At 31.7% G+C, this 25,092-nt stretch carries 23 protein-coding genes and 1 other annotated feature; of the genes, 21 read left to right on the top strand and 2 right to left on the bottom strand.

What is annotated here, in order from left to right:
* Positions 1–60 precede the first annotated feature (60 nt).
* The 3 genes from B5E75_RS04445 (at position 61) to B5E75_RS04435 (ending at position 4,084) form a co-directional block, all read left to right on the top strand.
* The gene (locus B5E75_RS04445; RefSeq protein WP_087357581.1) at positions 61–996 is read left to right on the top strand and encodes an AAA family ATPase; all 936 of its coding nucleotides are present in this window, start codon (positions 61–63) and stop codon (positions 994–996) included.
* 137 nt (positions 997–1,133) lie between these two features.
* Positions 1,134–1,955, top strand: coding sequence for a DUF58 domain-containing protein (locus B5E75_RS04440; RefSeq protein ID WP_162607632.1), 822 nt, complete (start codon positions 1,134–1,136; stop codon positions 1,953–1,955).
* Positions 1,952–4,084, top strand: a complete 2,133-nt coding sequence (locus tag B5E75_RS04435) for a transglutaminase-like domain-containing protein (RefSeq protein WP_162607631.1) — start codon at positions 1,952–1,954, stop codon at positions 4,082–4,084. The genes B5E75_RS04440 and B5E75_RS04435 overlap by 4 nt, the downstream gene beginning before the upstream one ends.
* 22 nt (positions 4,085–4,106) lie before the next feature.
* On the opposite strand, the gene B5E75_RS04430 is transcribed toward B5E75_RS04435, so the two are convergent.
* Entirely contained in the window at positions 4,107–5,348 is a 1,242-nt protein-coding gene (locus B5E75_RS04430) for a 6-phosphofructokinase (RefSeq protein WP_087357578.1), read from the bottom strand.
* A 178-nt stretch (positions 5,349–5,526) separates the two neighbouring features.
* Between B5E75_RS04430 and nifJ the strand changes: the two genes are divergently transcribed.
* The 11 genes from nifJ to B5E75_RS04375 all read left to right on the top strand — a co-directional run bounded on the left by nifJ (position 5,527) and on the right by B5E75_RS04375 (position 18,505).
* Complete coding sequence (gene nifJ / locus B5E75_RS04425) at positions 5,527–9,045, top strand: pyruvate:ferredoxin (flavodoxin) oxidoreductase (protein WP_087357577.1); 3,519 nt, start codon at positions 5,527–5,529, stop codon at positions 9,043–9,045.
* A gap of 91 nt (positions 9,046–9,136) precedes the next feature.
* Positions 9,137–9,856: a hypothetical protein gene (locus B5E75_RS04420; RefSeq protein ID WP_087357576.1), complete on the top strand. Its 720-nt coding sequence runs from the start codon at positions 9,137–9,139 to the stop codon at positions 9,854–9,856.
* Complete coding sequence (gene sigK, locus B5E75_RS04415) at positions 9,853–10,545, top strand: RNA polymerase sporulation sigma factor SigK (RefSeq protein WP_087357575.1); 693 nt, start codon at positions 9,853–9,855, stop codon at positions 10,543–10,545. Before B5E75_RS04420 ends, sigK begins: the two co-directional genes overlap by 4 nt.
* Positions 10,546–10,589: 44 nt before the next feature.
* Positions 10,590–11,372 carry a sigma-70 family RNA polymerase sigma factor gene (locus tag B5E75_RS04410; protein WP_087357574.1) on the top strand — a complete coding sequence of 261 codons (783 nt, stop codon included), beginning with the start codon at positions 10,590–10,592 and terminating at the stop codon, positions 11,370–11,372.
* A 25-nt stretch (positions 11,373–11,397) separates the two neighbouring features.
* On the top strand, positions 11,398–11,640 hold the full coding sequence (locus B5E75_RS04405) for a YlmC/YmxH family sporulation protein (protein WP_087357573.1): 243 nt from the start codon (positions 11,398–11,400) through the stop codon (positions 11,638–11,640).
* 93 nt (positions 11,641–11,733) lie between these two features.
* Positions 11,734–12,168 carry a cell division protein SepF gene (locus B5E75_RS04400; protein ID WP_087357572.1) on the top strand — a complete coding sequence of 145 codons (435 nt, stop codon included), beginning with the start codon at positions 11,734–11,736 and terminating at the stop codon, positions 12,166–12,168.
* A gap of 45 nt (positions 12,169–12,213) precedes the next feature.
* A complete protein-coding gene (locus B5E75_RS04395; protein ID WP_087357571.1) occupies positions 12,214–12,963 on the top strand; it encodes a YlmH family RNA-binding protein in 750 nt (249 codons plus the stop codon).
* A gap of 1 nt (position 12,964) precedes the next feature.
* On the top strand, positions 12,965–13,426 hold the full coding sequence (locus tag B5E75_RS04390) for a DivIVA domain-containing protein (protein ID WP_420866386.1): 462 nt from the start codon (positions 12,965–12,967) through the stop codon (positions 13,424–13,426).
* Positions 13,398–13,603, top strand: a binding site (T-box leader). Its footprint overlaps the gene before it by 29 nt.
* 35 nt (positions 13,604–13,638) lie before the next feature.
* Positions 13,639–16,371, top strand: a complete 2,733-nt coding sequence (ileS, locus tag B5E75_RS04385) for an isoleucine--tRNA ligase (protein ID WP_087357569.1) — start codon at positions 13,639–13,641, stop codon at positions 16,369–16,371.
* Positions 16,372–16,418: 47 nt separating this feature from the next.
* The gene (locus B5E75_RS04380) at positions 16,419–17,300 is read left to right on the top strand and encodes a DMT family transporter (protein ID WP_087357568.1); all 882 of its coding nucleotides are present in this window, start codon (positions 16,419–16,421) and stop codon (positions 17,298–17,300) included.
* On the top strand, positions 17,297–18,505 hold the full coding sequence (locus B5E75_RS04375) for a D-alanyl-D-alanine carboxypeptidase family protein (protein WP_087357567.1): 1,209 nt from the start codon (positions 17,297–17,299) through the stop codon (positions 18,503–18,505). Before B5E75_RS04380 ends, B5E75_RS04375 begins: the two co-directional genes overlap by 4 nt.
* A 34-nt stretch (positions 18,506–18,539) precedes the next feature.
* On the opposite strand, the gene B5E75_RS04370 is transcribed toward B5E75_RS04375, so the two are convergent.
* Entirely contained in the window at positions 18,540–18,737 is a 198-nt protein-coding gene (locus B5E75_RS04370; RefSeq protein WP_087357566.1) for a hypothetical protein, read from the bottom strand.
* 82 nt (positions 18,738–18,819) lie between these two features.
* Between B5E75_RS04370 and B5E75_RS04365 the strand changes: the two genes are divergently transcribed.
* The 7 genes from B5E75_RS04365 to B5E75_RS04335 all read left to right on the top strand — a co-directional run bounded on the left by B5E75_RS04365 (position 18,820) and on the right by B5E75_RS04335 (position 25,081).
* Positions 18,820–19,464: an HAD family hydrolase gene (locus B5E75_RS04365; protein ID WP_087357565.1), complete on the top strand. Its 645-nt coding sequence runs from the start codon at positions 18,820–18,822 to the stop codon at positions 19,462–19,464.
* Entirely contained in the window at positions 19,461–19,955 is a 495-nt protein-coding gene (locus B5E75_RS04360; protein WP_087357564.1) for a 2-thiouracil desulfurase family protein, read from the top strand. Before B5E75_RS04365 ends, B5E75_RS04360 begins: the two co-directional genes overlap by 4 nt.
* Positions 19,921–20,856, top strand: a complete 936-nt coding sequence (locus B5E75_RS04355) for a type I phosphomannose isomerase catalytic subunit (RefSeq protein ID WP_087357563.1) — start codon at positions 19,921–19,923, stop codon at positions 20,854–20,856. The genes B5E75_RS04360 and B5E75_RS04355 overlap by 35 nt, the downstream gene beginning before the upstream one ends.
* Before the next feature lie 77 nt (positions 20,857–20,933).
* Positions 20,934–22,109, top strand: coding sequence for an NAD(P)-dependent malic enzyme (locus B5E75_RS04350; protein WP_087357562.1), 1,176 nt, complete (start codon positions 20,934–20,936; stop codon positions 22,107–22,109).
* Positions 22,110–22,231: 122 nt separating this feature from the next.
* Positions 22,232–22,597, top strand: a complete 366-nt coding sequence (locus B5E75_RS04345) for a BlaI/MecI/CopY family transcriptional regulator (RefSeq protein ID WP_087357561.1) — start codon at positions 22,232–22,234, stop codon at positions 22,595–22,597.
* Positions 22,598–22,599: 2 nt separating this feature from the next.
* Positions 22,600–24,558, top strand: coding sequence for a M56 family metallopeptidase (locus B5E75_RS04340; RefSeq protein ID WP_087357560.1), 1,959 nt, complete (start codon positions 22,600–22,602; stop codon positions 24,556–24,558).
* Positions 24,548–25,081, top strand: coding sequence for a hypothetical protein (locus tag B5E75_RS04335; protein ID WP_087357559.1), 534 nt, complete (start codon positions 24,548–24,550; stop codon positions 25,079–25,081). Before B5E75_RS04340 ends, B5E75_RS04335 begins: the two co-directional genes overlap by 11 nt.
* The last annotated feature ends 11 nt before the right edge of the window (positions 25,082–25,092 follow it).

Below are 25,092 nucleotides of genomic sequence, written 5' to 3'. Positions count from 1 at the left end.
TCTCTCTATTTTGTAATTAAGAGATATCTGTTATACTAATAAAAAGAATGAGGTGAAAAAATGAATCAAGAAATTAAACAGGCTATACAAGAAATCAAAAAAGCTGTTATTGGAAAAGATGAAGTGATTATGAAAATATTTGTGACCCTCCTTTCTAGGGGACATATCTTATTAGAGGATATTCCGGGTGTAGGGAAAACAAATTTAGCATTAGCTTTATCTAGATGCTTACAAATGGATTATCATCGTATTCAATTAACACCGGATATTATGCCAAGTGATATTGTTGGATTTACAATGTATAATCCCCAAACACAACAGTTTGAATATAAAGAAGGAATTGCTTTTTGTCATTTGCTTTTAGCTGATGAAATGAATCGAACATCAAGTAAGACACAGGCGGCTTTACTGGAATTGATGGAAGAAGGACAAATGACAGTGGATGGGAAAACTTATACTTTGCCACAACCTTTTTGTGTTATAGCAACCCAAAATCCTTATGGATCAGCAGGAACACAATTGCTGCCTGATTCTCAAATGGATCGTTTTATGAGCTGCTTGAGTTTGGGTTATCCACAATTTCAGGAAGAAATAGATATCATGAAAAAACGTCAAACATCTAATCCACTCGACGATATTCACCCAGTATTAACACCGGATACAATTTTACAATATCAACAAAAGATTGATCAAGTTTATGTTCATGATGATATTTATCATTATATTATGCAAATTATTACCGCTACTAGAACACATTCTCAAGTTGAGCAGGGAGCATCACCACGTGGTTCACTTGCACTGATGAAAACAGCTAAAGCCTATGCTTTTTTAAATGAACGTGATTATGTGATTCCACAAGATATTCAATATGTAGCTTCAATGATTCTAGCACATCGTCTGATTTTGACATATGATGCGAAAATGAATAAAATATCTGCACATCAAATCATAGCTGAAATCTTAAAGACAATTGGGGAACCACAGTTTAAAGTATGAAAAATCTTATCAAATATCTTGTTTTTTTAATTCTTCTTTATTTACTCTGGTTTTTTGTCTTAGGATATTTTTCATTTTTATTGTTTTTCATGTTTTTAAGCTTGTTAGTGTTATGTTTACTTTTAAGTATCATTCCTATGCGAAAAACAACCATAACAATGGAAATACAACCCCATTATTGTTTACGTGATGAAAATGTGACTGTGAGTTTTTATCGTCAAAGTCACACGCCTATTGATTGTGGCAAAATTGTGATTGATTATCAGATTATAGATGCTTTTTCCAAGATAGTGACCAAAGAACATATGACTCTTGATGATCAAAAACAAGATGTAACCATTGCTTGCCCTCATTGTGGACATTATATCATTCAAGTCAATCGCATCAAATGTTTTGATTTACTTCAATGTTTTTCGGTGACCAAAAAAGTATCTTTGCAAAAATCATTTGATGTTATGCCGCACTATTATCCTGTTGATATAATGTTACAACAAGTGCATATGTATGAAAGACAAGAAGATCACCCATTGAATCATCAAAAGGGTGATGATTATAGTGAAATTTTTGAAATCAGATCTTATCGTGAAGGAGATGAATTAAAACATATTTATTGGAATATGTCATCGAAGTTTCAAGAATTTCTTGTGAAAGTTGGCAGTGAACCCCTTCAAGAAAGATGGCTTTTGATGATGGAGTATAAAGAAAATAATGATTTTTATGATGAACAGTTTGATTATTTTTATTCAGTGTGTGTATCTTTATTAAAAACTAATAAAACTTTTGAGATTGTGACATCTTCTCATGATCCATTACAAGTACAGTTTGTTGATTCTTTAGATAAACTTCTTGTTTCTATCAAATGGATTATGAAAAATCCTATAGAATCATTAGATTTTTCTTTGATGCCACGTTCTTATTGTTTCATACACGGTCAAAATCTGGAGGTGCATCATCAATGAGAAAAACAAATGGGAGTCACATTTCAAAATACATTGCTTTTATGATTGATTTTTTGATGATGGCTTTAGGATGTATAGGAGTACTGGGAAATTATGCTCACTCTTTATATTTTCCAGAGTCTATCTGGTTGAGCCTTGTGCTTTTATATGTTATAGGAATAGGATTTTATTTCTATTATCAAAAGTATCAGAAGTTACCACAAAAAATATGTGTCATTATTTTTATTGTTTTAATTATTCTATTATTCGTCTTATATCCAATAGAATTACAATACTTTATACATGAACTTCAAGCTGTTATTGAATTTGACTATTTTTTGAATTTTAATGAATTATTACCATTAGAATTTTATACACGTGACGTGTTTTATCAAATCATTATGCTTTTAATGGGCTTACCGATAATTTATTTTATTGTTTCTTTAATCAGCAATAAACAACTTTCATTTTTAAAAATAATAGGTATGATTCTTTTGTTTATGTTTCCTGTTTTTATTCAACATGAGTTATCTTTTCAAGAAAGTTATGCTTTTATTATTTTTATTTGTTATGAATTTATAATAACGATAGCCTTAAAACATCAACAAAAACAATATCCATTAAAAATAGTAATCATTTTATTTTTATGTGTGATGTCCTTTATAGCATCTACATATTTAGAAACAAATCCTTTGTTTCAACAAGAATCATCTTCAGTTCTATCTCAAATCATAGACTGGGTTTCTAGGGGACAAGGGAATCCACTGAACGTGTTTAATCAAACGGGTATGAGTCAAGATATTGATGGATCATTACCTTCAGGCAATATTCGTCTTGATGATAGTCTGGCTTTGACTGTGCATTCAGAAATTCCTTTTTCATCTTATTTAAGAGCTTATTCACTTGCCAATTATAGTGATAATGAATGGCATGAGGTGTCAGAAAACTTTGAAAATAGTCCCTCATTAACAATGTATAGTGAATGGCTCATGGCTAATTCCATTCCAAGCATTACCTCTCTTCAAATTACACCTCAAAAAGATTATGATTTTCAATTTATTCCTTATTATTTCATCGATCAATATCAACAACATACTGTATATTATGATTCCTATATAGAAAAAACAGATGAACAGTTTTATTCTGTTTATAGTTATGAAGATGATTCTCAAATGGAGTTAGAGGAAGGAGTGTTCTTTGTTCCAGATAATTTTGACGAAACTTATGAAGAATATGTTTATCAACAATATTTGGATGTTCCCGAAGAACTTGATGAGTCACTTACAAATCTGTTAGAAGAAAATGATATTGATTCTTCATCTACGGATATTCCTTTTATTGTTGAACAAGTTCGAGAGCTTTTATCTCGTCAAGCAGAATATGATTTAAATGCCGGAACATTGCCTTCCAATCAGGATTTTGTAGAATATTTCCTCTTTGAAAATCATAAAGGCAGCTGCACTCATTTTGCGACTGCAGGAGCATTATTATTAAGAGAAATGAATATCCCTACACGTTTTGTACGTGGATATACTATGCAAGAAAGTGATTTTCATAATGGGGAGGCAAAAATTCCTGAATATCGTTCGCATGCATGGATAGAGGTTTATGAGAGTCAAAAAGGCTGGATTCCTTATGAAATGACACCATCTGGTCATATTGAAGGGATTAGTCAGATTCTTGATGAAAATGCTCAACAGAATCAGACCAATACCAATACAAATAATCCTACAACAACACAACCAGAAGATGAACCAGTCCAAAATGAAACTGTTGATACACCAACAACATCACAATCATCATCTTATACTTATGTTTATATGTTTGTCGTTATAGCGGGTATCGTTGTTTTCATTTTGATGTATCGCTATCTTTCAACACATTGGTTAAAAATGAAAACAAGGCATATGAACACAAACAAAAAAGTTTTGATTTATTATAAAACTTTATTGAAGTTGAGTCCGCATCATTTTATAAATGACAGTGATTTAAAGTCAATTGCTTATAAAGCTAAGTATTCTTCACATGTTTTAACTCATGAAGAATGGCAACATTTTTATCATTTATATCAACAATGGATCATTCAATATGATCAATCCTTAAAATGGTATCAAAAACTCATTTTTAGATATTTGAAAGGTTATAAATAAAAACCACGCCAAAACGTGGTTTTTATTTATAACGTAAATGAGAAATATTACTATAACATGGAATACCATTTTCAAATTGAACAGTGACTTCACCTTGAATTAAAGGAATAAGATAATTGTAGAGTTCAGGTGTAATGTCATTATGAGCATCATTGATCCATTCTACAGGTATACGTTGTTCTAAATTTGCAATTTTTAAAACATCCTGATAACTACATTTGATTTGATAAGGTTGATTTTGTAGACGTTCAAAAGTCATCATGATGCCTGTTTGACCTGCCATAGATGCTTGAACAGCAGCCTCGCCAATCTGGAAAGATTCTTCTAAGTCAACCTTTGAAGCAATATGCATAGCACATCTTTGTAAAACATTAAGCTCAATGCTGCGGACTTTACATTTAAATTCCTGGTAGACAAGTGATTCTAAAACTTTTCCTGTCCCGGAATGAAGAACATGACCAAAAGCATCACGTTTTGTATATTTAGAATCAGAATCCAAATATTCACCATTTTCATTTTTGATTCCTTCACTTACAGCTATAATAATATTCTTTTTGTGACGGAACACTTCACGAATATCATCTAAAAATTTTTCTGTAGAAAAAGGAACTTCAGGAAGATAAATCAAATCAGGGGCTTCATTGCATTGAGTTCTGGCAAGAGCACTGGCAGCTGTCAGCCAACCTGCATTTCTTCCCATGATTTCTACAATGGTTACAGCATCCAATTTGTAAATGGAACTGTCATAAGCAATTTCCAACATAGAAGTCGCAACATATTTTGCGGCTGATCCAAAACCGGGTGTATGGTCTGTTCCCATTAAATCATTATCAATCGTTTTAGGAATACCAACAAAACGAATAGAAGATTGAATAGTATTGGCATATGCTGATAATTTAGCCACTGTATCCATTGAATCATTGCCACCAATGTAATAGAAATCAGTAATATTTAATTGTTGAAAAGTATGGAATAATCTCTCGTAAGTTTGAGGATCATCTTGAAAATGAGGTAATTTATAGCGACATGATCCTAGATACATAGCTGGGGAATGCATCAGTTGATCTAAATGTTCCTGATTATCAAAGAGTTCCAGTAAATCTATGTAACGACTTTCCAATAATCCCATGATACCATTAACCATTCCATAGACATGTTCAAATTGTTGACTTTCTTTACAGGCATGGATGATTCCGGCAAGTGAGGCATTAATTGCGACAGTTGGACCACCGGATTGTCCAATAAAACAGTTTCTTTTTTTCATGCGTGACTCCTTTCATTTTTCGCCATTATTCTATCATTTTTTGATTGATAAAAAAAGTGGATTTGACAAGAAATAGAAAATATTGAGATTTTTATGAGTTTATGATGAAAATAAAGTTTTCTTATGGAAATTTCTTATCAATAAGAGTATACTATAGGGTATAGGAGGAAAGAAAATTATGTCTAAAAAGTATTTATCAATGGATGGAAATACTGCTGCTGCACATGTCGCATATGCATTTAGTGAAGTTGCTAGTATTTATCCAATTACACCATCTTCTCCAATGGCTGAAAATGCGGAAACATGGGCTGCTCAAGGAAAGAAAAATATTTTTGGTTCAGCAGTTAATGTTATCGAAATGCAGTCAGAAGCTGGAGCTGCTGGAGCTGTACATGGAGCATTGCAAGGTGGTGCGTTAGCAACTACATTTACGGCATCTCAAGGTTTATTATTGATGATACCAAACTTGTATAAAATTCAAGGTGAATTATTGCCTGGTGTATTCCACGTGGCTGCCAGAGCTTTAGCAACACGTGCTTTAAATATTTTTGGGGATCATCAAGATATTTATGCATGTCGTCAAATTGGTGTTCCTATGATTTGTTCTCATAGCGTTCAGGAAGTTATGGATTTAGGAGGTATTGCACATTTAACTGCAATTAAAGCGAGTGTTCCTGTGATTCATTTCTTTGATGGATTTAGAACTTCTCATGAAATTCAAAAAGTAGAAGTCATGGATTATGATGTTTTAGAAAGTTTATTAGATAAAGAAGCATTAAAGAAATTTAAAGCTCAAGCATTAAATCCACATACAAATCCAATTGAACGTGGTGGAGCAGAAAACGATGATATTTATTTCCAAGGTAGAGAAGCACAAAATAAACATTATGAAGCTGTTGTGGAAGTTGTTGCTGACTACATGAAAAAGATTTCAGAAATCACTGGTCGTGAATATGCACCATTTACATATTATGGAGCAAAAGATGCATCACGTGTTATTATTGCAATGGGTTCTGTGACTGAAACAATTAAAGAAACAATTGATGAAATGAATAAACGTGGAGATCGTGTTGGATTAGTTAAAGTTCATCTCTATCGTCCATTCTCACCAAAATATTTATTAAGTGTTTTACCAGAAACTGTAGAAAAAGTTGCTGTATTAGATCGTACAAAAGAAATGGGAGCAACTGGTGAACCATTATACTTAGATGTATGTTCAGTTTTAAAAGATACAAAGATCAAAGTGATTGGTGGACGTTATGGTATGGGTTCTAAAGATACAACACCACGTCAAATCAAAGCTGTTTACGATCATTTATTAGATGAAAATCCATTTACATCATTTACAATTGGTATTAATGATGATGTAACTCATCTATCATTAAAAGAAGATGAAAACTTCCATGTTGATGCAGATTATACATCTTGTTTATTCTATGGTTTAGGATCAGATGGAACAGTGTCAGCAAATAAATCTTCTATTAAGATTATTGGTGATCATACAGATTTATATTCACAGGCTTATTTTGCATATGATAGTAAAAAAGCAGGTGGAGCAACTCGTTCTAACTTAAGATTTGGTCATACACCAATTCGTGCAACATATTATGTCAATAATGCTGACTTTATTTCATGTTCATTAGATAACTATGTATTGAAATATGATATGTTGAAAAACTTAAAGAATGGTGGAACATTCTTATTAAATACAGAATTTGATGAAAAAGAAATTGTTGATTATTTACCAAATAAATTAAAGAAACAATTAGCTGATAAGAATGCGAAATTCTATATCATTAATGCTACAAAGATTGCTAGTGAAATTGGTATGGGAAGACATACAAATACAATTCTTCAATCTGCATTCTTTGCATTAAATCCACAGATTTTACCAGTTGATAAAGCTGTTGAATATATGAAAGCTATGGCTAAAAAAACATATGGTAAAAAAGGTGACGCTATTGTTGAAATGAACTATAAAGCTATTGATGCTGGAAAAGATGCGATTGTTGAAGTACCTGTTGATACCAGCTGGTCTGATTTAACAGTGACTTCTACAAGAACAAGAACTGGTGACGATTACTTTGATAACTTCGTTGCACCAATCAATGCCTTAGATGGTTATGATTTACCTGTTTCAGCATTTATGGATAAATTAGATGGTTCAATGAAATCTGGTGTTGCGATTAAAGAAAAACGTGCGATTGCTATTGATGTACCACGTTGGGAAAAAGAAAACTGTATCCAATGTAATAACTGTGTTATGGTTTGTCCTCATGCAACAATTCGTGCTTTCTTAATTGATGAAGATGAAATGAAAGCTATGCCAGAAGATATTTCAAATGATGTTTTAAAACCAATTGGTAGAAATGTTGATGGATTAGTTTATCGTATCCAAGTTTCTCCAGATAACTGTGTTGGTTGTGGATTATGTGTGACTGAATGTCCAGGTAAAGCTGGAAAGAAAGCTTTATCTATGGTGCCAGTAAAAGAAGAATTACCACATGCTTCTTTAGCTGATCATATTTATTCAAAAGTGACATATAAAGCTGATCGCTACCCAACAACAACAGTCAAAGGTGTGGGATTCATGCGTCCATACTTTGAAGTATCTGGTGCTTGTGGTGGATGTGGTGAAACACCATATTATCGTCTGGCTTCTCAGTTATTTGGAGCTGATATGAGAATTGCGAATGCAACTGGATGTAGTTCAATCTATAGTGGTTCTACACCTTCAACACCTTGTACAATTGATGAAAATGGACAAGGACCTGCATGGGCTAACTCATTATTTGAAGATAATGCTGAATATGGATTTGGTATGAAATTAGCTGAAAATTATATGGCTAAACGTATCTTAGAAATCATTGAAGGAAATAAAGCTGAATGTGAACCAGAACTTCAAACTGTATTAGATCAATATGCAAGTGTTAAAGGTCAAAGAGTTGAAGAAAGAAAACTCTATGATCAATTAGTATCTTTAGTTGAAGCTTCAAAATGTGAAGGTATCAAAGAATTATTAGATATGAAAGGTGAACTTGTTACAAAATCTCAATGGATTATTGGTGGAGATGGATGGGCTTATGACATCGGTTATGGTGGATTAGACCATGTTCTTGCTAATGATCAAAATGTTAATATCTTAGTTCTTGATACAGAAGTTTATTCAAATACTGGTGGACAATCTTCTAAATCTTCACAAGCTGGATCTATCGCTAAATTTACTGCTGGTGGAAAAACAGTTGCCAAAAAAGATTTAGCACAAATTGCTATGGCATATGGACATGTTTATGTAGCACAAGTGGCTATGGGAGCAAATCCAATGCAGACAATTAAAGCTTTCAAAGAAGCAGAAGCTTATGATGGACCATCATTAATTATTGCTTATTCTCCATGTATGGAACATGGTATTAAAGGTGGTTTAGCAAATCATCAACAACAACAAAAACGTGCTGTTGAATGTGGATACTTCAACTTATTAAGATATGATCCTCGTTTAGAAGAACAAGGAAAGAATCCATTACAGTTAGATTCTAAAGAACCTGATTTCACAAAATTCAAAGATTTCTTATTAAGTGAAAACAGATTCGCTCAATTATCTAAAGTCAATCCAGAACATGCCGAAGGATTAATGGATAAATGTGAAAAAGATGCTATGAAACGTCGTCATCGTTTAGATGTTATGGCTAATGAATAGTGATATGAAAGATTGAAAGTGATTATACTTTCAATCTTTTTTTGACATCATTTTTATCTTGATTTCTCTATAATGAAAGAGGGTGATCAAGATGAATGTTTATATAGAAGTCACATATTTCATGAATGCAATTCTTATATTATTATGTTTTGAAATATTATCTTTTTTGTTAAATATTCAAATAACAATCAAAAAACTTTGCTTATATGTTTTCACATATAATATCTCTATTGTTTTTTTATTTGTAGATTTGTTTACAGGTTTTTTACTGGTTTATGATTTTATATTAACGTTTTTTTATTTTAGACGGTTGATTTATATTTATTATCCAGTTTACTTATTTATTTATTTTTCTATTCTTTCATTTGTTCAATGGCTTCTACCATCATCGATTATATTTCAAGGTGTGCTTCTTATTGAAGAATGTCAATTTTCATATTTATTTGTTATTGCTTTGATAGTGATCATTATCAGTTATTTTTATGTGTATTTATCGCGTCAACGCATTCATCATCAAAGCGTTAAAGTCTGTTTACAAGGAAAAATCTATGAAGGGTTTATTGATAATGGGAATCAAGTCACATATCGAGGCAGTCCAGTTATTTTTTTGAATCGTGAGATAGTCGGCAATTATTCAGTGATTGATCAAATATGGATTGAAACAGCCAGTCAACAAGAACGGATTGATTTAATTCTATTGTCGGATATTACGATTCATAATCAAAAACTGCACAATGTTTATGCTGGGATTATATCATCATCGCAGTATGACTGTATTTTAAATCAACAATTAATGGGAGGGTTATTATGATTTTACTGTTGTTAAAGGAATGGTTTACTAAAAAGAAATCACTGTTTTATATTGGTAGACATGATGTATTAAAAGCACCTTTAAAGGGAAAAGAAGAAAAGGAAGCCTTATTAAAACTACAAAATGGTGATGAAGATGCTAAAGATTTACTGATTGAACATAACTTAAGGTTAGTTGTCTATGTAGCTAAAAAGTATGATTCTATGCAAAATGGAAATATTGAGGATTTAATTAGTATTGGAACGATTGGGCTGGTTAAAGCAGTGAATACTTTTAATATGGATAAAAATATTAAATTGGCGACATATGCTTCACGTTGTATTGAAAATGAAATTCTCATGTTTTTAAGAAAAAATAATAAATTAAGACAAGAAATCTCTTTAGATGAACCATTAAATGTTGATTATGATGGAAATGAACTCTTATTATCAGATATTATTGGTACGGATAAAGATATTGTTCAAGATGAGATTGAACATAATGATCAAAAGGAAAAATTTTATCATGCTTTGCATTATTTAAATCCTAGAGAACAACAAATTTTAATGATGCGTTATGGTTTGATAGGGCATGAAGAATTAACACAAAAAGATGTGGCTGAAATATTGGGAATTTCTCAATCATATATTTCAAGACTGGAGAAAAAAATTATAAAAAAATTAAGAAATAAATTGAAAGATGATGAATAATGTCAAATAAAAATGGAGAAACTCTGTTATGAGGAGTTGAATCCATGTCAAGATATAAAGTTGATTTGAATGGAAATGATGTTGAACGATTTGAACAGTTATCATATCATCAAACAATGGAATTGTTGAAATTATATCAACAAAATCAAGACCCACAGATAAAAGAAAAACTTGTTCTTTCTAATTTAAAACTGGTTTTATCTCTTGTTCAAAAATATCAACAGCGTGTGAGTAATTTAGATGATTTATTTCAAGTTGGTGTCATTGGGTTAATCAAAGCTATCGATCATTTTGATACGTCTTTAGAAGTTCGATTTTCTACCTATGCGGTTCCTTTGATATTAGGAGAAATGAAACGCTACTTACGAGAAAGTTCACCTATGCGTATTCCACGTTCTTTACGAGATATTGCTTATAAGGCTTTAGTGATGAATGAAGATTATTTGAAAAAACATCATCGTGAAGCTTCTTTTCAAGAACTGTCCCGTTTATTGAAAATAGACGAATATACGCTTGTTGAAGCTCTGTCATCGACACATAATGTATCTTCTTTATCTCAGGAAGTTCAAAATGATGGAAATGGTCCGATTGATTTAGAAAGTCAAATTCCTGACCATCATAACGCTATGGATGATATGCAAAGATCGATTGATTTACAAAAAGCTATGCATCATCTCGATCAAAAAGAATTACGCATTATCAAAGAACGTTATTTTGAAGGCTTTACACAAAGTGAAATTGCTAAGGACTTAATGATTTCACAGGCACAGGTTTCACGCATAGAAAAACAGGCTTTATCCCATTTAAAGAAATATATGACCAGATAATGGCATATATTATAGGGGTGATAGAATGCGTTTTTTAGCTTTACAAAGCAAGGATGTTATTGATGCTTCAACGGGATGTAAAATAGGATATGTTGTTGATTTAGAAATAGATCCGCTTTGTCAATGTATACAGGCTTTGATTGTTGAACGTTTTTCAGCTTTTAAGTTTATTTGTTTTTTTAAAGGGCCACCAGCCATTGTTATTCCTATCGAGCATATTATAACGATTGGAGAAGATGTTATTCTTGTTCATGTAGAATGTTCTTAAATCCTTTAAGTGATGTAATATTTCCCGTATTTTCCTCTTTTTTTCATACATATTATATGATATAATGATGTATAGATGTAAGGAGGTTACCTCATGGGATACGGTGAAAAAGTAAAGAAATGGTTTTTTGAAGAAGACGATGATGATGTTTATGAAAATCAAGAAATAGATCAGGAAGAAGACAATGGAAAAACAAGTTTGTTTGAAAAAGCAAAATCTACAAAAACAACTGATGCAATGAAAGCATTAAGTGCAAATAAAGATAGTCATTTGATTTTGTTTGAACCACGTGCATATAAAGAAACACAGGAAATTGCGACGTATTTAAAACAAAAAAGAGCAGCAGTTGTGAATTTACATCGTTTACAAAAAGAACAGTCAAAACGTGTGATTGATTTCTTAAGTGGTGTTATTTTTGCAATTGAAGGTGATATTCAACAAATTGGACCTAAAATTTTCTTATGTACTCCTAAAAATATTGGCGTATCTGGCAATATTACAATGGATGAGTCTGAAAAAGAAGAATAAACAAGTATTAGTAAGCTTTGCTTACTAATACTTTCTTTTTGATTGATGTTAGAACATTTTAAAGGTGACGAAGTTTTTGTTAAGAAAATTTTAGATTATCAATTTCAAGCTTTACAGCATCAACGTATGATTTTAACACCTTTCTATAATCCACATGAAAGAGAAATTGTTAAAAGTGTTATTGGTAAAGAATTAAAAATTGAAAGCTTTGGTGGTTTTCTCAATGCTGAAAATCAGCGTATGATTATCTGTCCTGATTACTATATGATTGATAAAGATGATTTTGAAATACAGCTGGTAGAAATTCTTTATCATCAACAGTTTGGAAAAATACATCACAAAGATATATTAGGGGCATTGATGAATTTAGGTATTAAACGTGAATGTATTGGGGATATTGATGATGGTCAACGTTGCTTTTTTGCTTGTACAAAACAAACTTATCCCTATATTGCTCAAACATTAAAACAGATAAAAAAAGCAAAAGTGCGTTTACAGGAATGTTATGAAGATATTGAAATTGTTCATGATTATATATCACGTTCTTTTATTTTATCAAGTATGCGTTTAGATAAAGTGGTGTCTGCAATGTTTAAGGTTTCTCGTCAATTGGCTAGTGAGGCGATTCGTAGCGGACATGTTAAAGTCAATTATAAAATTGTTGAAGAAGTAAGTTATTTGTGTCATAATAGTGATATGGTATCTTTTAAACATCATGGTCGTGTTAAGATTGTCGATGAAAATAAACAAACTAGACAGGGAAATCATGTTGTAAGTGGATACTTTTATAAGTGAGGTGGAAAGATTGGAACAATTTGATAAGCAATTTCGTGGTTATAATATTGTTGAGGTGAATGACCGTATTCAAGAATTAAAGCAGGAAATTGAAAAACAAAAAGAAGTCATTCAGTCTATGGAAGAAGAAATGACTGATTTAAAAGAACAAAACACTTTACTTATGAAAAAGATATCAGTTCATGAAAAGACGAATGAAGAAATTGCCAGACTAGCTTTAAAAGAGGCTAGTGAACTGATTGAAAAAGCCAAACGAAATGCCAATATGATTTTAAAAGAATCAATGGAATATGTGCGTGGTTTGTCTAAGGATATGGATACATTTAAGCAGGAAGCTATTGATTTTAGAGCAAATGTTGTAAAAATGAGCAAAGAAATGTTAGAAACTATTGACAAATCAGAAATTTTCAGTTTAATTAAAGAAGAACAAGAAAACAAATACAATGACAAGGACAGTTTATAAGGAAAGCTTACAGAGAGTTTGCGGTTGGTGAAAAGCAAATAAGGGGAACTTATAATGAATCGGCCTGAGAGTAGCTTATCTGAAATCAAGTAGGATAAGACGTTCATCGCGTTAAGATATAGAGAGCATATCTTTATGATATGAATAAAGGTGGTACCGCGTCATCACGTCCTTTAACAGGACGTTTTTTATTTGAGAAAGGAAGGAATAAAATGAATTATAAAGACACATTATTGATGCCTAAAACAGACTTTGAAATGCGTGGAAATCTTCCTAAAAAGGAACCAGGTTATGTTCAAAGATGGCAAGAAAACAAAATGTATGAAAAAGTCATCAAACAAAATGAAGGACACGATGACTTTGTTTTCCATGATGGTCCTCCATATGCCAATGGAAATATGCATACAGGACATATGTTAAATAAAATTATTAAAGACGTGATTTGTCGTTATAAAAACATGTTAGGATTGTATACACCCTATATTCCTGGATGGGATACTCATGGTTTACCAATTGAAAATGCTATTCAAAAATTAGGTGTCAATCGTAAAGAATTAAGTACAGCTGAATTTAGAAAAAAATGTTATGAATATGCTTTAAAACAAGTTGACATTCAAAAAGAACAATGTATTCGTGTCGGAACATTTGCTGATTATGATCATCCCTATTTAACATTATTACCAGAATTTGAAGCCAATCAAATTGATGTTTTCGCAAAGATGGCGATGGATGGTTTAATTTATAAAGGATTAAAACCAGTCTATTGGTCACCATCAAGTGAATCTGCTTTAGCTGAAGCAGAAGTGGAATATCATGATGTCAAAAGTCCAACTATTTTTGTGAAATTCCAGGTTAAAGATGGCAAAGGTATTTTAGATACAGATACAAGCTTTGTCATTTGGACAACAACACCTTGGACAATTCCTGCCAATCTTGCAATTTGTTTAAATGCCGATTATACGTATGCACTTGTTCAGAGTGAAAAAGGAAAATTGATTGTCTTAGAAGAATTGGTTGATTCTTTATGGGAAAAATTTGAATTAAAAGAAAAACAGATTTTAAAAACATTTAAGGGACAAGAATTAGAAATGATTACTTGTCAACATCCATTATATGACCGTGAATCATTAGTTATCTTAGGAGATCATGTTACGGCTGAAGCAGGTACAGGATGTGTTCATACTGCTCCTGGATTTGGTATGGATGACTTTATTGTTGGTCAAAAATATGGTTTAGATATTTATTGTAACGTAGATGAACACGGTTGCATGATGGAAGACTGTGGTGAATGGTTAGCTGGTCAATATGTTGATGATGCGAATAAAACAGTCACTTTAAAACTTGATGAATTAGGAGTGTTATTAAAGCTTGAATTCATTACACATAGTTACCCTCATGACTGGCGTACAAAAAAACCAATTATCTTTAGAGCAACTGACCAATGGTTCTGTTCAATTGATAAGATTAGAGAAAAATTATTAGATGAAATTGATCATGTGGAATGGCTCAATGAATGGGGTCATATTAGAATCTACAACATGATTAAAGATCGTGGTGACTGGTGTATTTCTCGTCAAAGAAGCTGGGGAGTTCCAATTCCTATTATTTATTGTGAAGATGGAACACCAATCATGGAAGAAGAAGTTTTCAAACATATTTCTGACTTATTTAGACAATATGGTTCTAATATCTGGTTTGAAAAAGATGAAAAATTCTTGTTACCAGAAGGATATACAAATGAACATTCACCAAATGGTATCTTTAAAAAAGAAAAAGATATCATGGATGTGTGGTTTGATTCAGGATCTTCTCATACAGGATGTATGAAAGAAAGAGGATATCGTTATCCAGTTGATTTATACTTTGAAGGTAGTGATCAGTATCGTGGATGGTTCAACTCATCATTGATCATTGGAACAGCTGTTTATGGTCAAGCACCTTATAAGACAGTTTTATCACATGGCTTTGTTTTAGATGGTAAAGGAAATAAAATGTCTAAATCATTAGGAAATACTGTTGATCCAATTAAACTTGTCAATCAATATGGTGCAGATATCTTAAGGTTATGGGCAACTTCAGTTGCTTATCAGTCAGATGTCCGTATTTCTGATGAAATTATGAAACAAATTGCTGAAAACTATCGTAAGATTAGAAATACAATGCGTTTTGTTTTAGGAAATTTAGCTGATTTTAAAGCAAAGGATCTTGTTGAAGTTTCAAAACTTGAAGGTGTTGATCAATATATGCTTGTAGAACTTAATGATTTAATGAGAGCATATACTGATGCAATGGATCGTTATGATTTTTCTGAAGCCAATCAATTGATTTTAAATTGCTTTACAAATACATTGAGTGCTTTCTATATGGACTTTACAAAAGATATTCTTTATATTGAAAAAGCTGATAGCTTAAGAAGAAGACAAGTTCAAACAGTGTTATATCATTATGCCAAAACAATGATGAAATTATTATCACCAATTCTTGTCTTTACATGTGAAGAATTACATGATCATTTCCATTGTGATGATGATAAAGCTGAATCAATCTTCTTAGAAGCCAAACCAGAATTATTAACAATTGATCATGAAGCTGAAATTAAAGACTTCTATCAACACTTCTTATTATTAAGAAAAGATGTTTTAAAATCATTAGAAGAATTAAGAAATGCAAAAGTTATTAAATCAAATATGGAAGCAAAAGTGACTCTTTGTTTAAAAGATGCATACCAAAATATGTCAACTTTAAAAGATGTCTTAAAACAATTGTTTATTGTGGCAAAAGTTGAGCTTGTTGATGATTCTACAAATCTTGAAGAATATGAAACAGCTTATATCCATAGTGAAAAATTCAATGGTGTTCAATGTCCTAGATGTTGGAACTATTATGATGAATCTGAAATGGAAGGCGAATTGTGTCATCGCTGCCATGATGTGATTAATGATTAATAAAGAATGGTACGATTCGTACCATTTCTTTTTGAAAGGGGATTGAAATGAAAAAAGATATAGAAGGAAGCATATTATTGTTTATTGCTGCTTTAATTTGGGGAAGTTCATTTATTGTTATGAAAAGTGCAGTTGATTTTTTAACACCCGCTGTTTTGCTTTTTTTGAGATTTTCTTTAGCTGCTCTTTTATTATCACTTCTTTTTTTCAAAAAAATAAAAATATTAAATTTCCAGCAGATTAAAGGAGGACTTATCACCGGAAGTTGTCTGTTCGGTGCTTATTATGTACAGACATGGGGATTGAATTATACAACACCGGGGAAAAACGCCTTTTTAACAGCTGTTTATTGTGCTATTGTGCCATTTCTGGTGTGGTTATTTTATCGTAAAAGACCAGATATTTATCATTTTATCGCTGCATTGATCTGTATATTAGGAATTGGATGTGTGTCCCTAGATGGAAATTTAACAATGAATATTGGAGATTTTTTAACACTATGTGGCGGTTTTTTATATGCTGGTCATATTCTCTTGATTAAAAAATATTCTCAAGGCATTGATGGTGGTGCTTTTACTTCTCTTCAATTTATTGGTGGCGCTTTAGTGGCTTTGATATTAGCGTTGGTAACAGAAGATTTATCCATCATGACTCAAATTCAATCATCAATCTATTTACAGATTCTTTATCTTGTTATTTTTGCGACAGCACTCACAATGTTTTGTCAGACAACTGGTCAAAAATATACAAGTGAATGTCGAGCTTCTTTAATTCTTTCTTTAGAATCTGTATTTGGTGTAGCATTTTCAATCGCATTTTATGGTGAAGTTTTAACATTAAAAGTCTTGTTAGGATTTGTTTTAATCTTTATTGCAGTTATTATTTCAGAAACCAAGTTATCTTTTCTAAAGAAAGGAGCAACCCAATGAAAAAAGTCATAGCCATCTTGATAACATTTATTCTTTGTCTACAGATTATTCCTGTATCTGCCAGTGATTCATTCCAAGTCACACTGCATTCACAATATGCTTATTTATATGATCAACAGACGAGTATGGTTTATTTGGATCAAGGCAGTCGAGAAAAAATCTATCCTGCCAGTATGACAAAAATTTTAACAGTCAGCTTGGCATTGGATAAAATTGAAGATATTCATGAAAATGTACGAGTCACTGACGAAGATTTAAAAGGTTTGTATGAAGCAGGAGCTTCTGTAGCTGGTTTTTATGCAGGAGAACTGGTTACATACGAAGATTTATTGTATGGAGCTTTATTACCATCTGGAGCTGATGCCTGTAATGCTTTATCACGTTTAACTTATGGTTCAACAGACGGACTTGTATCAGCCATGAATCAACTGGTTGAACAATTACAGCTTCAACATTCTCATTTTACAAATGTGACAGGTTTACACGATAATCAACATTATACAACACCATATGATATGGCTTTGATTTTACATCATGCTTTACAAAATCCACTTTTTGAAGAAATTTTTAATGCTCGAACATATACGAGTTCCATGAAAAATCATACTTGGTCTTCTTCTTTGCAAAGAGGAAAGAACGCCTTTAACTTAGATATTTCACAGATTGATGGAGCTAAAAGTGGTTTTACAGATGAAGCACAACTCACATTAGCGAGTACAATGACATTAGAAGGACATCAGTTTATTTTAGTGACAGCCTACGCTAAAGGACAATACACTCAAAATCATGTTCGTGATGCCATTACAGTATGTCAATATTTACACAATCATTATCATGAAGTTATTCTCTATAAAAAAGATGAAGATATTGCGGATTATTGGGTTTTACAGTCTTTTCAATTCCGTTATAAATATAAAGCACCGCAAACGATTTCTATTATTGTGCCCCAAGATTTGACGAGTGATGATTTACAGTTTCAAATAGATACAAATGCTTATCTTGTAGCCCCAATGGAAAAAGGAGAACAGATTGGCACTCTTATGGTCTATAATCAAGAACAATGTCTTTATTCATACGATATGGTTTTATCTGATGATTTATCTTTTACAATGTTTGAAAGAGTCGCTTATTATGGAATCATTATTGCTTTGATAAGTGGTGTGGTTATTGTTGTTATTGTTATCAAAAGAAAAGTGAGTCATTAATAAAAAGTGATAGGATCAAAAAGAATCTATCACTTTATTTTTCCTGTTTTAAATCCATTATACGATCAATACCATATCCAATGAAACGTCCAATAAAAACGATAATCACACCAATGATTGGAAGAAAAGGATTACCACCAGCTACAAAATACCAGATAATACATAAAAAACCAATAGTATATCCAATAAATGTAAAAATATCTGTATATTTTCTTGATTGATTATTTTGCATAAATTCACCCCATTTAATATAAAGTTATTATAACATCTTTCATTATTTTTTCAATACTGTTATAATATCAAAGGAGGTTTCTATGAAAAAAGGATGTTTATTTGATTTAGATGGAACTTTAGTCAATTCCATAGAAGATTTAGCTATATCAACAAATGAAGTCTTAAAACTTCATGATTTACCAACCTATGATATTTCACAATATCGTTTATTTGTTGGTAATGGTGTGAAAAAATTAATGGAAAGAGCATTAGGACAGGAACATATAGATTTATTAGATGAATGTTTAAATGATTTTCAAAAGATTTATCGTCAACATTGTTTAGATCATACACTTCCTTATCAAGGGATTAAAGAGCTGATTGATGATCTCAAAGCAAAAGGAATCAAAATGTCTGTAGTTACAAATAAACCACATGCATTAGCGATTAAGATTGTTGAAACGTTGTTTCCTGATACTTTTGTAGCTATTTACGGGCAACAAGATCTTTATCCAGTCAAACCTGATCCACAATCTACCTATCTGGCTTTAATGGCTATGAAACTAGATAAAAAAGACTGTTTATTTATTGGAGATAGTCAAGTTGATATCGATACAGGATATAATGCAGAAATAGATTCTGTTGGAGTGACATGGGGATTTCGTGGTCGACAGGAATTAACAGAAGCTGGGGCCAATGATATTGTTGACAATCCAGCTCAAATTATGGAGATTATTCAAAGATGAACATTGGTGTCAGTCAATGTCTGTTAGGTGTTTGTTGTACATATAATGGCAAAAGTCATCCAGTGGAAGTCATTATCAAGATGAATGAAAAACATCAAGTTGTACCTGTCTGTCCAGAAGTTCTGGGTGGACTTCCTATCCCTCGTGATCCAGCTGAAATTCAGTCTATGAATCCTCTTGTTGTGGAAACGAGATATCATCAAGATGTCACAAAGGAATATGTGTTAGGAGCAAAAAAAGCTTTAGATATTTTTATACAAAATGATATTCAGGTGGCTTTATTGAAATATAGAAGTCCAAGTTGTGGATGTGATGGCATTTATGATGGCACTTTTCAACATCAGTTGATTGATGGGCAAGGTGTTTTTGCAAAGATGTGCCAAGAACATGGTATTATGCTTTTTCATGAAAATGAAATTGAGGAATTCTTAAAATATATTGGAAAGGAAGATGATTATGGGACATATTTTAAAGATTCAACCAGTATTTAAAGAAATGATTTGGGGAGGTCATAAGCTAAGAGATGTTTATAACTATGATATTCCTAGTGATCAAACAGGAGAATGCTGGGCTATTTCTGGTCATCCTAATGGGGATTGTATGATTGCTGATGGAGAATATCAGGGAAAAACAGTGTCATGGTTATGGCAAAATCACCGTGAACTTTTTGGAAATGTCGAAGGTCAACAGTTTCCACTTTTAGTCAAAATTATTGATGCGAAAGATGATTTATCTGTTCAAGTTCATCCTAATGATGAATATGCTGCTAAACATGAAAATTCATTAGGAAAAACAGAATGCTGGTATGTATTACAGGCTGATGAGGGAACAAAAATGGTTATGGGACATCATGCCAAAACGAAGGAAGAATTTATAAAAGCTATTGAAAATGATGATTATGATCAATTATTGAATTCTTTTGAAATTAATAAAGGAGATTTCTTCTATATTCCTTCTGGAACTTTACATGCTATTTGTAGTGGTTCATTGATTTATGAAGCACAACAATCATCAGATATTACTTATCGTGTTTATGATTATCACCGTAAAGATAAAGATGGTAATGAAAGACAATTACATGTTCAACAATCTATCGATGTCACAAATGTTCCTGCTGATTTAGAAACAAATAAGCTTTTTACAAATAGTCATTTGGATCATGGTTCAAAAACAAGATATGTGGAAAGTGAATTCTTTACAGTGGATTGTTATAGAATGGATGGAGAAAATACTGTTATGAATGATAAGCCATTCCAATTGGTTAGTGTTCTAGAAGGTGAAGGAACATTGGAAGGTATGGATGTTAAAATGGGTGATCATTTTATTATCTGTAGTGATCAAAAAGAAGTGACTTATGATGGAAAAATGACAGTCATGATAACAACATTATAAATATGAGGCAGATGGAAAACATCTGCTTTTCATTTGTTTTTAATTATGGCATAATAAAAAAGAAAAGAGGGAAAAAGATGAAAGATATATATCAAGAAGCATTAGAAATGCATGAAAAAGTTAAAGGAAAACTGGAAGTACAACTGAAAGTTCCATTAAATGAAAGTCATGATTTATCATTGGCTTATACACCTGGTGTTGCTCAGCCATGTCGAGAAATTGCAAAAAATAAAGAAGATGTGTATAAATACACTTGGAAACAAAACAGTGTTGCAGTCGTGAGCGATGGGACAGCTGTACTTGGACTAGGTGATATTGGACCAGAAGCAGCTATGCCTGTCATGGAAGGAAAATCTATTTTATTTAAGAAATTTGGTCATATTGATGCTGTACCTATTTGCTTAGATACCAAAGATCCTCAAGACATTATTCGTATTGTTAAAGCGATTGCTCCATCTTTTGGAGGTATTAATTTAGAAGATATTAGTGCTCCTAGATGTGTCGAAATTGAAAGAACACTGATTAAGGAATTAGATATTCCTGTATTCCACGATGATCAACATGGAACAGCTATTGTTGTAACGGCAGGTTTATTAAATGCATTGAAGGTTGTTCATAAAAAAATAGAAGATATCACTGTTGTTGTGAGTGGAACAGGGGCAGCAGGAAGTTCTATCATTAAAATGATTCATGCACTGGGTGTGAAAGAAATCTATGGTTTTAATATCAATGGAATTGTTACAAAAGAGGATTATGATCAATATGATTTTTTAACACAGGAATTAACAGAAATCACTAATTCTCAATCTAAACGTATGACAATGGCTGAAGCTATGAAAGAAGCTGATGTTTTTATTGGGGTATCTGCACCAGGAGTTTTAACACCAGAAATGGTGAAAAGTATGAAAGATCATCCAATTGTTTTTGCAATGGCCAATCCAGAACCAGAAATTCCTTATCAAGAAGCTATTGATGCAGGAGTTGCAGTGATGGGAACTGGACGTTCTGATTATCCAAATCAGATTAATAATGTTTTGGCGTTTCCAGGATTATTTAGAGGGGCATTGGATGTTAAGGCCAGAAAAATCAGTGAAGGAATGAAATTGGCAGCAGCTTATGGTTTGGCTTCTCTTGTTGATGAAACTGAATTATCGCCAACATATGTCATTCCTAATGCATTAGACCCACGTGTCAGTGATGTTGTGGCTAAAGCAGTAGCCAAAAAAGCTATTGAAGAAGGACTTGCAAGATAAGTACATATTGTTTATAGGACATAGAGGAAAAGATTTTTCTCTATGTTTTTATTTTATTGACAGGCTATAACTACAGTTGTAGTATAATAGTAGAAGGACTACAATTGTAGGAGGTGATGAAAATGAAAAGTTTATCAGATGCAGAACTATTAATTATGGAAGTTTTATGGGGTGGTCAGACATTTCTACTAGGAGAAGTTGTAGAAGCACTCAAGATAAAAAAACATTGGAGTCGCAACACAGTTCATACCTATTTAACAAGAATGGAAAAGAAGAATCTGGTTAAAATTGATAGAACGCATGAACCACATCGTTATTGTTATGTTTTATCAAGAAATGAATATCTGCAATGGGAAAGAAATCGTTTATTAAATATGGTTTATCAAGGATCTGTGACTGATTTAATGAGTGCATTTTTAAAGGATTCAAAAATAACACCAGAAGAAAAAGCTAAACTCAATCAAATTCTTGATGAAATGGAGGTTTAGGTATGACTAATATTTGGGGATTTTTAATGCAGACAATAGAAATCTCTATTGTTGCTTTGATATTACTGTTATTGAAGAAAATATTTCAAGATAAATTATCACCAAGATGGCAATATGGAGTCTGGAGTGTTCTTTTTCTCTCTTTGATAATACCAGTAGGATTCTTTCCTTTTGCTCTTTTTCCTTCGTTACATGTCTTGCTCGAAGCGGTGAAAACAATCATTGAACAATCACTTCATTCATCTTACATAGATATTTATCTTCCTATTAAAAATATCACATCTTTTCCATTGGTGACTGGTATTCCTCATAGCGTAACAGATTTTCTATTTGTTTTCTATGTTTTAGGTGTTTTATATCATCTGATACGATATATGCATCAATATATCCAATTGAAAAAAATTATCTTTATTTATGGTCAAAAACCAAGTGATGAACTTTTTCAAAAAATTCAACAAATCGAAACAAAATATCATTTTCCATCTTGTCAAGCCCTTGTTTTAGAAGGTATACCTTCAGCTTTTGTGTTTGGTCTATTCAAACCAGTTTTTGTCTTACCAAAACAAGATACATTAGATGAAAAAATTATTTTGCATGAGTTACTACATCTTCAATATAAAGATTCTTTACAATGTGTCATATGGTCTTGTTTGAGATGTATTCACTGGTGTAATCCTTTTCTACAATATGTCTTTGACCAAATTCATAATGATATGGAAAGTCTATGTGATCAAAGAGTATTGGAAAAGCTGGATGGGGAGCAAAGGAGAGATTATGGAAGAATCTTGTTGAATATGACCAATGAAAAATATCCTTATGCTTTTGGAACAACTTCTCTTTCCAATGGGGCAAAGAATATAAAAAAACGTATTGAAGCTATTGTTAGATTTAAAAAATATCCACAAGGTATGATGATTGTTTCTTTGTGTATATGTCTTTTATTGGCTCCTTTATCAATTGGATATTTCCATTCTTATACTTTAATAGGTAATCCTTATGAGCATGAAAGTTTTTCTTATCAGCTTTCTTTAGCTTCTGCAAGAATGATGGAATATCCAACAATAGCTGGTGCTATTGATACATATGCAAAAGGTATTGTTTCCAATGATGAACAGTTTTTATTATCAGTTTTACCACAACAGGATTATCATGATTTTCGATCTGTACTCAGTCAAAGACCTGATTCAGTTGTATCTACTCTTACTTATTATTTATATGATGTGATACATTTAGAAAAAATCAACGATCATGAATATCATGCAAAATTATGTTTCTATAATCAAAATGAAAATATTGATGTTGAAAATAATCGAGTGATAGCACATTATAACATCATTCCAATACAAATCAAAAAAGAGCGTGGCTGGAAAGTCAGACAAAATGGTCAAGTATTAACAGGGGATGCTACACATCTTAGAACATTTATGAATAGTGAAATTTATGATATTCCGATCTATAAAATTATATCATTGCCTTGTCAAAGTGGTAAAGTGACTGTGATTGTCAGAAACGGTTATCAGGTTTTTGGCAATGATATTATGAATACACCATCTCTCCATGCTTTTGAATTAAGACCACAAGCCAGATTCAATAGTGGTTACCAGTATTTAGAAGTCATATATCAAAATCATCAATCTTTACATCATCAAGATGAAATAGAATATATTTCTATGAATTTAAAAAATCTAAATAATCAAGACGAAGATGTTCATTTTGAAAAACATGATAATTTTTCTGATTATGGGCTATATTATCAGTCTTCATCAAATGAAGAAACATTCTTTTTTGCAAAAGTAGAGAATCATACATTAGATAAAGAATATCGTTTTCAACATATATCTTATTATCAAGAGGCCAATAGCATTCGTTTACCAGAAACTTATGCTTTACAAATAGATATCAATGGAACAACAGAACTGATCAAAATAAACATGGAAGATGGTGAATGGTATGAAAGCTAAATCATATGTTGGTGCATTATATCAAATTATATTTGGTTTTATTTTCATTGTTTTTGATATTCGTATTCAAACCATTCAGTTTCTTCCAGATTGGATTGGTTATTATCTTTTTTATAAGGCTATTGATGTGATTGGAGAATATGAGGAAAGTACAAAATTATTAAGACCATTGATTGTGATTTTAGGAGTGTATAATGGAATCGTATGGATTTTAATGATCATAAATGTTTCTATAGAGAGCTTTGATATGTTACAACTATTTATGAATATTATTTCCATTTATATACAGTTTCAGTTATTAACGAATATTTCAAATATTGCTTTATCGCACCATTTTGAAAAGGAATCCAAGCGTTTAAACATATTAAGAACAATGAATGTGATTTCTGTAACATTCGTATCGTTTCCTGCTCGTTGGGTTTTTATACAGTATGTTCAAATTATCATCACATTATTTTATATTGTGATTGTCGTATTATTAATCTTGACTTTGATTGCATATGCAAAAAAAGAAAAGACGTAAAAAAAACTGGC

It is taken from the genome of Massiliimicrobium timonense, from assembly GCF_002160865.1.
Lineage (GTDB): Bacteria > Bacillota_I > Bacilli_A > Erysipelotrichales > Coprobacillaceae > Allocoprobacillus.
The sequence above is the reverse complement of the archived record's forward strand: the minus strand, read 5'-3'. Positions and strand labels throughout refer to the sequence as shown.